General features: G+C 47.2%; 16 protein-coding genes. All 16 read right to left on the reverse strand.

Annotated elements, in window-relative coordinates; translation table 11 throughout:
- Nucleotides 1–10: 10 nt before the first annotated feature.
- Nucleotides 11–730, reverse strand: a complete 720-nt coding sequence (locus tag BLR80_RS11945; protein ID WP_092080557.1) for a CDP-alcohol phosphatidyltransferase family protein — start codon at nt 728–730, stop codon at nt 11–13.
- Between the two features lie 28 nt (nt 731–758).
- On the reverse strand, nt 759–2,108 hold the full coding sequence (gene ispD / locus BLR80_RS11950) for a 2-C-methyl-D-erythritol 4-phosphate cytidylyltransferase (protein WP_092080560.1): 1,350 nt from the start codon (nt 2,106–2,108) through the stop codon (nt 759–761).
- Nucleotides 2,108–2,860, reverse strand: coding sequence for a CDP-alcohol phosphatidyltransferase family protein (locus tag BLR80_RS11955; protein WP_245691526.1), 753 nt, complete (start codon nt 2,858–2,860; stop codon nt 2,108–2,110). Before BLR80_RS11955 ends, ispD begins: the two co-directional genes overlap by 1 nt.
- Before the next feature lie 5 nt (nt 2,861–2,865).
- Nucleotides 2,866–3,822: a glycosyltransferase family 2 protein gene (locus BLR80_RS11960; protein ID WP_092080566.1), complete on the reverse strand. Its 957-nt coding sequence runs from the start codon at nt 3,820–3,822 to the stop codon at nt 2,866–2,868.
- Nucleotides 3,822–4,853, reverse strand: a complete 1,032-nt coding sequence (locus tag BLR80_RS11965) for a glycosyltransferase (RefSeq protein ID WP_143012165.1) — start codon at nt 4,851–4,853, stop codon at nt 3,822–3,824. Before BLR80_RS11965 ends, BLR80_RS11960 begins: the two co-directional genes overlap by 1 nt.
- 23 nt (nt 4,854–4,876) lie before the next feature.
- Nucleotides 4,877–6,025 (reverse strand): glycosyltransferase, encoded by a 1,149-nt coding sequence (locus BLR80_RS11970; RefSeq protein WP_092080572.1) that lies wholly within the window; start codon nt 6,023–6,025, stop codon nt 4,877–4,879.
- 119 nt (nt 6,026–6,144) lie between these two features.
- The gene (locus BLR80_RS12810) at nt 6,145–7,635 is read right to left on the reverse strand and encodes a class I SAM-dependent methyltransferase (RefSeq protein ID WP_143012166.1); all 1,491 of its coding nucleotides are present in this window, start codon (nt 7,633–7,635) and stop codon (nt 6,145–6,147) included.
- A 119-nt stretch (nt 7,636–7,754) separates the two neighbouring features.
- The gene (locus tag BLR80_RS11975) at nt 7,755–8,048 is read right to left on the reverse strand and encodes a nucleotidyltransferase family protein (protein ID WP_092080575.1); all 294 of its coding nucleotides are present in this window, start codon (nt 8,046–8,048) and stop codon (nt 7,755–7,757) included.
- A gap of 80 nt (nt 8,049–8,128) precedes the next feature.
- The gene (locus BLR80_RS11980; RefSeq protein WP_092080595.1) at nt 8,129–8,422 is read right to left on the reverse strand and encodes a nucleotidyltransferase domain-containing protein; all 294 of its coding nucleotides are present in this window, start codon (nt 8,420–8,422) and stop codon (nt 8,129–8,131) included.
- A 20-nt stretch (nt 8,423–8,442) separates the two neighbouring features.
- A complete protein-coding gene (locus BLR80_RS11985) occupies nt 8,443–8,862 on the reverse strand; it encodes an HI0074 family nucleotidyltransferase substrate-binding subunit (RefSeq protein WP_092080577.1) in 420 nt (139 codons plus the stop codon).
- A gap of 308 nt (nt 8,863–9,170) precedes the next feature.
- On the reverse strand, nt 9,171–9,617 hold the full coding sequence (gene hepT / locus BLR80_RS11990; protein ID WP_092080580.1) for a type VII toxin-antitoxin system HepT family RNase toxin: 447 nt from the start codon (nt 9,615–9,617) through the stop codon (nt 9,171–9,173).
- Nucleotides 9,610–10,002 carry a type VII toxin-antitoxin system MntA family adenylyltransferase antitoxin gene (gene mntA, locus BLR80_RS11995; protein ID WP_171906445.1) on the reverse strand — a complete coding sequence of 131 codons (393 nt, stop codon included), beginning with the start codon at nt 10,000–10,002 and terminating at the stop codon, nt 9,610–9,612. Before mntA (BLR80_RS11995) ends, hepT (BLR80_RS11990) begins: the two co-directional genes overlap by 8 nt.
- A gap of 128 nt (nt 10,003–10,130) precedes the next feature.
- Nucleotides 10,131–11,462 carry a UDP-glucose dehydrogenase family protein gene (locus tag BLR80_RS12000; RefSeq protein ID WP_092080586.1) on the reverse strand — a complete coding sequence of 444 codons (1,332 nt, stop codon included), beginning with the start codon at nt 11,460–11,462 and terminating at the stop codon, nt 10,131–10,133.
- Nucleotides 11,463–11,637: 175 nt separating this feature from the next.
- On the reverse strand, nt 11,638–12,051 hold the full coding sequence (hepT, locus tag BLR80_RS12005; RefSeq protein WP_216095220.1) for a type VII toxin-antitoxin system HepT family RNase toxin: 414 nt from the start codon (nt 12,049–12,051) through the stop codon (nt 11,638–11,640).
- The gene (gene mntA, locus BLR80_RS12010; RefSeq protein ID WP_143012167.1) at nt 12,023–12,469 is read right to left on the reverse strand and encodes a type VII toxin-antitoxin system MntA family adenylyltransferase antitoxin; all 447 of its coding nucleotides are present in this window, start codon (nt 12,467–12,469) and stop codon (nt 12,023–12,025) included. Before mntA (BLR80_RS12010) ends, hepT (BLR80_RS12005) begins: the two co-directional genes overlap by 29 nt.
- A 293-nt stretch (nt 12,470–12,762) precedes the next feature.
- Nucleotides 12,763–13,200 (reverse strand): PD-(D/E)XK nuclease domain-containing protein (locus tag BLR80_RS12015; protein WP_171906446.1); only part of this gene is annotated, 438 nt, incomplete at its 5' end.

Raw genomic sequence — 13,200 nt, forward strand, 5'->3', positions numbered from 1 at the left:
CCACCACAGCTTAGGGGAACTGGCGCCCCTTGGTATGCAGGGCAGCAAAAGTAGAAAGCACCGTATACGACACAACCAGGAGAAGCAGCCAGAAGCCCCACTGCAGCCCTGCCTTCGGTTGCCCCAGCAGTGGACACAAGACAAAAACAAACGCCGTGTAATCGGGAAACGACAGGAACGATTTGATATTGCGCCTGAACCACCAGCTTCGGTATCGATTGAAAACACGCAATAACACAAACCCACCCAGTTGCCCCTCGTGCTGCTTCAGTGCGAAACCCGCCAGATAGCTGATGTAACATTCCGCCAGATGCAGCTGCACCATGGCCCAGATGAACGGCTGTGCCAGCCATTGCTGTGACCAAGCCAGAGCCAGCAGGATGAGGATGTCACCCAACAGGTCAGAAATATGATCGAGGTAACGCCCGAAATCCGAGGTTTTGCCTGTCAAGCGCGCCACAGCACCATCGGTACAGTCGCAAACGTAAGCAATAACATAGACCAACGCACCCATAGCAAACCCACACCGCGTTCCCCACAAAAACAATAAAGCCGTCAGGCTGCGCAGAAAGATTCCCGTCAGCGTGACAGCATTCGGCGTCCAACAGGTTTGGTTGACCGCAAAACGAATCAAACGTCGGCTGAGAGGCAACACCACCAACACAGCCCACCATGTTTTCAAAGGCAAAACCGCGTCAATCTGCTCCGCAGAAACATATCTCCGGCTCATCTTCCCGTCTCCGCAAGCAGGCGCCAAATTACGCAATATCAAAAACTCCGCCAGTCATTGGAGAAATCAGTGCGGCCAGAATCTTTTGCGCAACAATGTCCGGTGAAAGCAGTGTTCCATCAGGCTCCTTACCAAAATTGCGTTCGCGCAAACCGGTTTTCACCCGCCCAGGACTAGCAACATTGACACGGATTCCCGCAGGAGCAACCTCTTCCGCCAATGCCTGCACAAAATTAACCAGCGCGGCCTTGCCGCTACTATAAGCTGCGTACCCCGCCCGTCCCCTGGTGTACGAGCTTGAGCCCAGGAAAAGCATCGATCCCCCCTGCTGACGCAGCAACTGCGGCAGGACGGCCTTAGATACATTAAATGAACCTTCAACGTTCACGGCATACAGATAACGCCACTGTTCCAGCGACATGAAAGCAACATCACGACGAATCAGATCTCCCGCGCAATTAACGACAAAATCAATTCGACCGGATTCAGCTACAATCGCATCAACAAAAGATCTGACACTTTCCGGCACAGTCACATCTATCCCCGGCACAGTATGACGCCCCCCCACATAAACTCGAGCACCCATACGCCGCATCAGTCTAGCAAAGCTGGCACCAATACCCTCGCTTCCGCCAATAACAACCACGACCTTGTCGCAAAAAAACGGAGATAAATCTTCCTGTGAAGAAAAAATTTGCTGACTGTTCAGCTGGAACAATTTATCCGCGATATGAAGATCAATAGGATACGTAATTTTAATATTCTGCTCATGGCCTTCAACACAAAAGACATCATGTCCCAAACGCATCACAAGCTGACAATCATCCGTCGCATTGTCGACACCATCATCCTGGGCTCGGCGATGGGCAAGCAACACAAGATCACGGGAAAATGCCTGCGGAGTCTGCCCACGCCGAAAACGGGTGCGGTCTGGAATATTTGCGATAAAACCATTGGCGTCAACTTCCACCAAGGTATCCGCAGAGGGGATTACAGTATCGACCGCCTTATAGATATGAACGGCAGCAATCAATTCCTGAATCACATCATGGGAAAGAAATGGTCGCACACCATCATGAATAAGCACATAGTCGGCAGAACTGCACTCAATGCCGATTCGCGAAGACTCCTGCCGGGTTTGGCCACCACATACAACCTTGGAAACCTTCGAAAAGGAATATTGAGAAACCAAATCCCAGACCTGATCGACATAACATTCATGGCAAACAATGACGATTTCATCGATCGAAGGATAGGTTTGAAACATTTTTACCGTGTGAGCGAGAACTGGCATCCCTGCCAATTTCAAGAATTGTTTTGGTTGCTGATCCTGGAAACGCAGGCCAGAGCCTGACGCCAAAATAATTGCTGAAACCATCAAGACTCGACTCCCAAGGGTCGTTGTTTTTTAAGCTCACGCAAAAAAACAAGGTTCAAAGCAAAAAAAAGGAATAAGCCTCCGGCCACCGCAATCTGAATGGCAACCACAGGTTGCTTTACAAGTGGACCAACGACAAAAACCAGAGCATCCAATTCCACATCATGGAAATAAGGCATCAAATTGCGTCTCTGCGTAAAATGAAACCAGCGCGCCAACAAAGAAGTGCTCACGCCCTGTGTAATTAAATCACCCCCTAGCCTACTGGCAAAGCCTGCTTTTGCCAGCGTGCGCTCCTGATATCCTCTTGAGATGATAATTAAATTATTGACTCCAAGATAAAGCAGCAACCAGAAAAAAACAGCGATAGACTGGTGAGAGATCCAGTAGCCATGCCCCAGCGCCAGACATAACAGGACAATCCGCACCCGGTCGAGAATAGCATCCAGATATCCCCCAGCTGGGGTGGCGTTCTTTTTCAACCGCGCAATCGTGCCATCGACACAGTCCAATAAATAATTAAGTTCAAAAAGGACAACAGCCAAGATGGTCGTCCAATATGTACCTTGGGCAAATAAAACTGCCACAGGTGGCACCAATGCAAATGCAGCCACAGTAATCTGGTTAGGGGTGATCTGGGTGCGGTTCGCCAAATAAAGGGCCAGACGTCTCACAAAAGGAAGGATAAAAAAAACTGCCCACCATGATTTACGCTGCAAACAACTTTCAACATCTCCCAAAGAAAAAACCATATTCTTCAATGGTAAAAAATCGTCCCGTTAAGTCGCATGGCTCCAGCACGCTCCGCTAAGATTTTCCCACATTTTAACGGTAACATAGATAAAAGAACCCCACAAAAACTTCTCCAGTCAAGCATGTCTTGTATAAGCACATTTAAATAGCCATTGAGGGCACTCAATCTGTCATCGTCAAGAAGGCTTAATGTCGCCAACCTCCGCAAATGTTCCTTACGCGTTCGTGGAAAATTGGCAAATTCCTCTGGAAACTTTGCAAGCAGACGCTTTCGTCCTGCAATTTTATGTTTTAGATTAGAGGTTATTTGTCCTTCATGTACCCGGCGATACAATAGAACGTCTGGGACAAAAACTGCATCGCCCCAATGCAACAATCGCAACCACAAGTCCCAATCCTGACAGCTTTTAAATGATTCGTCGAAACCCCCAACAGAGGTTAATGCTTCTCGTTTAATCAGAGGGACAGAACACCCGCCGATAACGTTTCTAGAGAGCAGCAATTTAAACAATCCATCTTCTAATTCGACTTTATATGGCGCAAAACAAGTCATAAGGCTTGCCAAGTTTTTGACATATGCAAATGAACATCCGACAAGGGCACAAGGCAAACTGGCACATTTAAAACATTCAATTTGCTTAGATATTTTTTCGGGCAGCCAGAGATCATCATCATCAAGAAAGGCAATATACTCGCCCGATGCCAGCCTTGCCCCAGCATTACGTGCAGCTGGGGCTCCCAGAGATTTTTCGTGACGCAGAAAAAGAATCCGGTCACCATATTTTTCTTTCAGCATCGGCCCTAAAGGAGTTGCCGAGCCATCATCAACAACGATAACTTCGAGATTCTGATAGGTTTGCGCAAAAACGCTGTCGAGGGCTTCCAGCAGAAAGTCCAGCCTGTTCTTACTGGGAATAACGACAGAAACCAAAGGGTGCTCAGCGTGATTAAATAACGACATTATAGATCCACTATATCTTTATAAAATTTAGCGGTAGAGGCCCCCAAACGATCCCATCCGAGCAAATCCGCTATGCTTTCAGCCGTTTGCGACATTTCCTCTAGATTACAATAAAAACTCTTTTCAATAGCACGCCTTAAGGCCCCTGACTTTGAGGGGTCATACAATATTCCCCCGCCATTTACCATAAGCTCTGGCAAGCAGCCCAACGCCGGTGCAATTACTGGCGTTCCCATCGATAAAGAAAGAATAACGGCGCCGGATGTAAGTATATTTCTATAAGGCGCCAGCATTATATCTGCTGCAGCAAAAAAAAAGGGAACCTCAGCATTAGGAATATAATCATTGAAAAACTTAAGCCCAACTTTCCCTATCTGTTCAGTCTCAAGAAGAGAGGAATCAACTTCTCCACGCCCAGCGACAACGAGTGTCACATCTCTATCAAGTCGTGCAAGCTGATGCACGAGTTCAGTTATATTTTTGTATTCTCTCAATAAGCCAAAAGACAAAAAAACAATACCTTCATGAGGCAAGCCGAGCTTGTTACGAGCAACTTCTCGACTTGGCTTGTTCGGGTAGCAGCCAATGTAATTACCATGAGGTATTACGGCTGTTTTCTTTGCATTGCCGAACCGACGCTGTATTTCAGAAAGAGCAAATTCGCAATGACATATGATTCCATCACCAAAACGGATAAAAAAATAACGAAAAAAAAGATCCCAAAAAGGGGTGCGAGATTCATGCGGTAAAATATTGTGAACTGTCCAAACAAGACGAAATCCGAGGGTTTTTGCTGCCAAGATGCGGAAAACAAGAATCATAGACCGAAGAAAAGTAAGCCTCCCCATACGATAAAGGCTGGATGGCCAATGAATGTGGATAATTTCTACGTCTTTATGATGTTTGCAAAGCCAAGACAATTTTGGGAAAATAGAACTTTTATAGACATCAATATGGCACTTTTTTAGAGATTCCGACAACAGCTTTTGATAGGGATTCCCATCAGCAACAGGCGCAAAAACTACTTTCACAACCAAACCATCTCCAGATAAAACTACGAAAATATCTCCTCTAATGGAGCGACAATTTTTTTATTATAGGATGAAGCAAACTCCAATGCACAATCCGAAAGATGCGTTCTCACTTGATTATTTTTAAGCAGATATAACAGCTCTGCCTTAAATTCAGAAGCAGTGTCAGCCACAAGAAACGCACTACCTCGCCCGCTCTCCAAACCAACAGCGCCCTCAGATGTTGTCAAAAGAGGCAGGCCGAAACCTAACGCTTCAATATTCTTTATCTTCAAGCCAGTTCCAAACTGTACAGGATTTATTACCACGTCAGCAGATGAGTAAACAGCCATCAAGTCATCAACCACGCCATAAAGAATACAACCTGTCGGGAATTGACTGAATTTAGAACAAACAGAACCAGCGACACCTAGGGTCAGGCCTGGAAAATCGCACAAAACACTGGGCCAAACTTCATTAAGAAAAAAAGTTAGGGCATGAACATTTACATTATTCCCTGACCCTAAAAAAAGGACTTCACGAGCAACCGAACGTTTCTTGAATAGATTTTTAATTTCGCATCCATGCCCAACAACAAGGCATTGTTTATCAGGCACAAGAGAAGCATAATATGCACGATCATGTTCCTGAATCGCAAGAACTACATCTGCGCGAGACAAGCCCTTTTTCTCTTCGGACTCAGTAGTATAAAACCATGATGGAATATCGCCATTTTCGATAAAAATCTTATGTCTATTCGCAAAAACATCATGCGTGTCTAATACTTTTTTAACACCGCTAAACAAGCCTAAATACCTTGAAAAAAATACGTATTCTGCCAAAACAATATCAAATTTGAATTCTTCATGGAGACCGATCAATACAGCATCAACTTTCTTATCATGCCAATCATCAATTCCATAAGGAAAGAAATAATTTAGTTTAAGTATTTTCGAGACACGGTCAACAATACGTTTCGTATATTTAATCTGAGGGATGCTGTATGTATAACTCCAAAATTTATCCCATTTTTCCTCCATTGACTTGTTATCACCGTTGCCAACATCCAAAAGAAATAGACAAACTTCATGTCCCTGTTTCTGCAATGCGCACAAGAGTGTAGAAAGCCTTGCTCGATTACCTGAGCTGGCAGGATGGGTGGGAGTATGAGACAAAACAAGTATTCGAGGCATAAATTATAACTTTTTTGAAGAAAACATCGCAACTTACAACAGAAAGACCGTATCTCAATATCACAAAAAATAATATATTTCTTAAATACTTCTTTAAAAAACATGAAAACTAGAAATAATTAAACTTTAAAAAAAATAAGCTTTCTTGTGGCAGGATAAGAATCATACAATTCATAAGAAGAAAAATACTTCATACCCCCGGCAATAACAAGATCCAAAGAATAGTTATCTTCTGAAAACATGTTTATATTATTAAAATAAGATGGATTAGAAACTATTTTATCATCAGCCAGCGAAACGAACTCCAAAACAAGACCATCATTTGCAACTAAAGACAAAACCTCCATCACAGAATTTATTTTCTTTCCCATGCCTAAAACAAGATGATGAAGAAGGCCAAGGCATAAAACGACATTAGACTTAAAACGCTCTGTTGCAGGAAGGATAAATGGATTCGAAGTAAAATCCCTGGATTCAAATCCATCACCTTTACGTTGCTTTCCGTAAATTTCTTTGGTCAGGTCATCGAATGACATCAAAAGCGGTGTAATGTTTGCGCTATTTTTTACAGCATACCTGTAAAGTGTATCGATACTAGACTCGTCAATATCAGTTGCTATCACTCTAGCGCCAACAGATTCAGATAGTATAGAAAACCAACCTGTATTTGCTCCGATATCTAAAACCGTTCCCGGCTTAAGTTTGCTTAAAATTTTATAAACATTTTCCTGTTTATAGTTCCACTTTGAGTGGTCACAGATATCCGAATCTTCTTCCTTTTTTGCATAATACTCAAGATAGCCACTTGAAGGAGGAGAAACATCTAACCGATCTATCTCCCCAATAAGCATTTTTGTGTACTTAATAAAATCGCAATATTTCTTTTTGCCAAGAACCTTGCGGATGTTTTTCACTGTCTGAGAAAATGTAACCTCAGTAACATTACGACCCATTAGTCGCGTTAGAGTTTTTACAACAAAACAAGAAAGTCTTCTTATCGAAAGCCCTGAATGCTTCAATCTTACCTTTTTTAAATCATCCCAGCTTGGTGCAGGCTTGACACAATTACATGCCCGCTCTGATAACATTTCACGAGCTAGGGAATAATCTCTCTTACACATGGCCAAAAGAGGAATAATCATAAATTTGACCAACATCTTGTCGTATACTGCATAACGAGCATCGTGTACATCACTTCCAATATTTAGCCAATCCTCTTTGTAAAGATTTTCTTTCATGACTAATGACGTGAAATCAACGAATACTGGCCTAACACCATCGAAAACAATATTTCCAGGAATAGCATCCTTAAGAGTTAAACCATTAATATCAAGCGAAACAAAAAGCTTTAAATGATAAATAACTGCATCTTTATACATATTTGCAGTCCACTCGTGCGGATATGTCGTTACGTATCGCTTATGGCATAGACTGAAAGGCAAATCAAAAGTACTTGTCTCTACAACACCTTGATCAAACAATGAGTACTTTTCGCACAAAGAGAGAACCTTTTTAATTTCTTCATAATAATCATTATTTATAACTCTAATATATCTGTTTCCATCATCGTATAGTACGCTTCTGTTATCGTAACCTGTAATAAGTCTCATATTTTCTCGACTATATAATCAAAGTTATTATATCAAATTTCGGGGGGGGGGGCAAACGGGGGAAAGGCACATTTAAATCGTACAGGGACTCTCTTCCCGGCAACCAGCTGTCCGATCCTTCATAACCAGACAGCTTTTTTCAGAATGCGCTGACGCAAATGTTTATTCAGTGCTCGCTCACTCACGACATCGACCTTGCGTCCGAGCCGCATGGACAAGGCATCAATTAGGGCCAGCTGATCTAAAAGTGTTGTGCCGGATTGAAAATCAACCAGAAAATCAACATCACTCCCTTCCCCGTCATCGCCTTTTACAACGGAGCCGAACAAGCGAACGTTGTCAGCGTGGTATCGTGCAGCAATCGCCAGAATATCTCTTCGATTTTTCTCTAATTCTTTTAATAGTTGCGCCAAAACCTTTTCTCCTGATCACGGTGCCATAAGGAAGCAGACACCCGTGAAGCCAGGTCTCCTGATTCGCCAGAATTCACCTATCACAGCAACACCACCTTACATTCGTTGATAATGTTACGAAATGCCTCTGTCGTACTGGCCCAATCGACGATATCCACCTTGAATGGCAGGTCCGACTGATCAAATGCTTCCTCGACGTCCGCCAACCTCTCAAGCGAGAGCGGTTCCGTCGTTACGACTACGAGGTCAAGATCGGAAAACTTTTTCGCTCCCCCCCGCACTCGCGAACCAAATGCCCAGATCGAATATTCCGAAAGATACTGTTTTAAAATCTTAACAACGATCTCCAGATCGTGTGGATCAAGCAGCAACATCCTGTCTTGCCGGGCATTCATCAGCATTTCGATGACAGCTGCTGAAACAGATACGCTGCCTCTTCAAGAAAATCAGGAGCAAGCCGATAAACAGCCTCCGCTTTACTTTTATCGTACGTATGGCTGCTGTCGTTGCGGGCCTGTCGATAAACCTTCCAGCGCGACCAATCGGACCGGAGCAAACCATGCTGATTGCCGGTGCGGATCAGATCGGCAAAACTGTCGAACTCCGCCGCATCGACGCTGGCCGAGGTTTCTTTTAAATAGCGCTTGAGCATTTTATGGCTAAGTTCATAGGTAAATTCAAAGCATTGGATAACGGAGTTGCGTAACTGATCAAACAGCTCTTCATCCTGTTGCGCCATTTCCGAGGTGGCAAATTTCAGGCTTTTTTCCAACTGAGCAATAGCGCTCTGAAGTGACGAAAAATCGAGTTCCATAGGGTTACACCTCATGCCTGCACAAGAACGGGAAGATGCCTTAGGATTTGATCGTTCTTTTCAATCTCAATTTTCACCTCTTAGCCGATGAAGTGTTACCGGTATATGCTGCCGGAACAATTCGAAGTCACCGTCTGTCGTCAGAATCGGTATTCTGAGCCGATCAGCCACCGCACAAATAAGAAAGCCCGTGTTCGAGCCCTGAACTCCCTTTGCCCTGCAGGCGTTAAAAAACTCTTCTGCCCGCTCGAAATCGCCAACTGTCACCCCACTGACAATCGCTGCGGTTCGCTGCGCTCACCAGCATCCTACTGCGGCGCCGTGGTCGCCAGTCCGCTGCTTTGATCCACAAACGCCAGCACCTGCCGCGCAAACTCTCGAAAATCACCAAGATGCTTCGTGATAATCGCGAACACAATCTGCCAGTCGATCTGCTGATAGGCATGAACGGCTGTATTCCTGAAGCCGACAGCCTTGGTCATCCTCTCCGCAATCTCATGATTGAGACAGCCAGCACGCTCCAAGGCAACAAAGGTTCCCGTCATGGTTTCCGGTGCAGGAACTTCAAGATAGCTGATAATGTGCAAGCCAATATCAACACATTGCTGAATGGAACGTTCAAGGTTGAGGGTAATGATATCCTGCAAATCGTAATCATCAACCAATTCTTCGTATTTCGCCGGCGTCTTGTCCTGTATCCGCTTGACACACCGCCTTAAACTTTCCAGCTTATTGAGGACAACAGCTCTATCCATTGATAAACCTCTGCTGCCTTTGCTCAAGGGTACGAATCACATAGGGCATCATGTCTGTCTGATTATAAATCATCCGCTTATAAAGATTAGCCAGCGCTTGGAGATCTTTTTTGATCACCACCCGCCCTTTGCACAGAATCTGTTTCAAGATCGTCCCGGACAGCTCCGCCAAATCAACCAGGTCGACATCTCGCCGAAGCGTTTGCGCCAAAAGCCTGCTCAGCTCTATCTTCTGTTCGGCATCCAAAACGTGGTTAAAGAGAACGGCAATATCAACATCACTGTCGCCACGCATGGTGCCGGTCACGGCCGAACCGTAAATAATCGCCAGCTTCAGCCCTTCGACCCCTTCAAGCACACTGATTATCTGATCAATTATTTCCATTGTCATTTATCCTGCCAAGTAACACCGAAAGAGGAGCAGATGCAATTTAGTAAGTACACCTTTCCACCTCAAACAACGATCTCATTCTACAGGGAAGTGTTTTCGAACGGAACAAGCGACTGCGCCGTTTATCGCCCAATCCCTTCATACGCGAATCCCTCATTGCGAACGCGCACCGGATCGTACTGATTTCGCCCATCAAATATCACCCGCTGTTTCATCAGGCTTTTCATGGCGGCAAAATCCGGTGTGCGGAAAGGCTTCCACTCCGTCACCAATACCAGAGCATCAGCCTGCTCCAAGGCTTCGTACTGATGCCGCACCAGATGCAGCTGCCCACGGGTAAACCAGTCGGCCGGCAGAATGCGGCGCGCCTCTTCCATGGCTGCGGGATCATAGGCTCTTACCTGGACGCCATGTTTCATCAGAGCTTGCAGCAGAAAAACGGCTGGCGCCTCGCGCATGTCATCGGTGCCGGGCTTGAAGGACAAACCCCACAGGGCGATGGTCAGTCCGGCCAGATCGGGGTGGAAGTGCCGCTGAATTTTCTCGAACAGGCGTTGGCGCTGGCGTTTATTGCGTTCTTCCACTGCTTTTAGAATGAGTGGCTCGTAACTGCTTTGGCGCGCCATGGCGCTGAGGGCCTTGACGTCTTTCGGAAAGCAGGAGCCGCCATAGCCGCAGCCGGGATAGATGAAATGGTAGCCAATACGACTGTCGGAGCCGATACCCAGTCGCACGTTTTCGACATCGACGCCTAAGGGTTCGCAGAGGTTGGCGATTTCGTTCATGAAAGAGATTTTGGTGGCCAGCAGGGCGTTGGCGGCGTATTTGGTCATTTCGGCATCGCGCACGCCCATGGTCAGGGTGCGGTCATGATTGCGGATAAAGGGGGCGTAAAGCTGCTTCATCCTTTCGGTGGCCCGTTCGCTGTCGCTACCGATGATAATGCGGTCAGGGCGGGTAAAATCGACAACGGCGCTACCTTCTTTGAGAAACTCGGGGTTACTGACGACGTCGAAGGGAACCGCCGCGTCGCGTTGCTCCAACTCCTGCCGGATGGCAGCGCGCACCCTGTCGGCCGTGCCGACTGGGACGGTGGACTTGTTGACGATGACAGTATAGTGACGGAGATTGCGACCGATTTCACCGGCCACGGCCAGAACGTGCTGCAGATCGGCGCTGCCATCTTCTTCCGGCGGGGTACCAACGGCGATAAACAGGATCTGCGCTTGCGCCATGGCCTGCGGCAGGCTGGTGGTAAAGCTGAGGCGCTGCTGTTCCAGTCCGCTGCGCACCAGGCTTTCGAGCCCCGGTTCGTAGATGGAAACCCGCCCTTGCTTCAGCTGGTCGATTTTGGCGGCATCCTGGTCAACACAGACCACCTGCACGCCCATTTCAGCGAAGCAGGCGCCGGTGACCAGCCCGACATATCCCGTGCCAATAACGGCGATGTGCATGGAAATCCCTCTTTTTGCGCAGGCACAGGGGGGCGCTGCTCCGATTTTATGTTATTGACAACGCCTCTGCTGTCTGACATTTAGATCGCCCAGTTGAAAGGGGCAGATCGTCCCCAAGCAAACCGGGCCAGCGCCCCTCTTTTCTTCAGCAAGTGCCGGAAAGAGACGGCAAACTTCACGGTTTTATTCTCAACTCCAAGGCCTCACAAAAGGCGACCAAATCCAGCCACCCTTCCGCCATAATCCAGTGAATAATATCCAGGTCGATATCCTGATATTGATGAATAGCGATATTCCGAAAACCGGTCATACCAGAAAGGCGCACGGCCAGTGGGCCGTCCAGCTTGCCAGCTTTTTGAAGCAGTTTAAATGCTTCCGCGCTGCTTTGCGGCATCCCCAGATGTTCTTTAGATACGATATGCATGGCCAGATCGATCGCAGCCTGACAGGCGCGTTCGATATTCAAAACCAGCGCATCCAAATGGGTGGGAACAGAAAGTGTGCTGTCGGCTCCATACTCTTCCCGCATACGGCGGATACAGCGCTCGATAATTGCCGCTTTATTCAGGCCGACATTGTCTGACGACACGATAGCTCTCCTCTACTTCTTTTCGATCCTGACGAAACGTGAAATAACTCCCCAACAAGCGAGTTTCCGCCGCCTCAGTGTCATCCCGATGCAAGGTGACAAGACGTCGGCCATTCAGTATCGCCTCTCTGGCATACACCAGATTTTGGGCCGTTATCACGCCAATATCAATCGTTCTATTCAACCTTTCCTCAAGTTGAGCCGCCAATTCCAGACGTGTTCGCATGGATATTTTTTGTCCTGTTACAGGAAGCAAGGCAAGATCAATATCACTGTCTCGACGCATCTTGCCCGAAAGCGCAGAGCCCAGCAGATAAACAGCGGCAACGTCAGATTGGCCCGCCAGAACAGAACGGAGATATTTTTCGAGCCTCAACATATTTCGTCCATCCTGCGGGTCTTTTTCCACACGGCTCATGGTCGGCACCCCTTTTTCAAAAACGCAGCTATACCGCTATCAACAAGTTTCCGTGCCACTCGTGGCATAAGCGCTCCCCTTGAAGGGACAGACACCTTTGTAGCGGAACCGGTTCCGCTACAAAGGATTGGCTCTACCCTGCAGGAGCGGCTTGCAGCGGCGATGGGCGGTGCAAGGGAGGATCGCGGTTGCAAACCGCTCAGAACCAACCCCCTCCCTTGTCAGGGGGGAGGCTCTGGCCCAGTGGCGATGGCGACCTCAACAGCAAAGTGTTGCCACAGCGGTCGCGTCACTCAGCCCAGCTGCTCCCAGTCGAACGCGGTCAGGTTCCGTTCAGCGCTATCGAAGTCGATGCCAATCAGGTAAATGGGCTTGCCCTGGCCCTGATATTTCTGCTGGTAGTTGCGCTGCCTGATCTGCTCCAGGGCCTTGCCACCACCATCGACCTTGAATTCGATGAGATAGATGGCGTTGTCGAGCCGCAAGCTCAGATCGATGCGGCCCTTGCTGGTGACATCCTCGGCGGTGAGATCGAGCCCCAGGCTGGCCAGATAGGCGTAGATGACGCTGGCGTAGTAGCCTTCATAGCTGCTGATGGTGTTGTTGACGTAGTTGTTGTACGGGATCGAGGCGAACAGGCCGCGCAGGGTTTCTTCAAAAGCGGGCAAATCAGCTGTGGTCAGGTTGCGGTAGATGGCGGCCTGATACTGGCTTTTCTCTACGGTCTGGCC

Source organism: Desulfuromonas thiophila (assembly GCF_900101955.1).
Taxonomy (GTDB): domain Bacteria; phylum Desulfobacterota; class Desulfuromonadia; order Desulfuromonadales; family Desulfuromonadaceae; genus Pseudodesulfuromonas; species Pseudodesulfuromonas thiophila.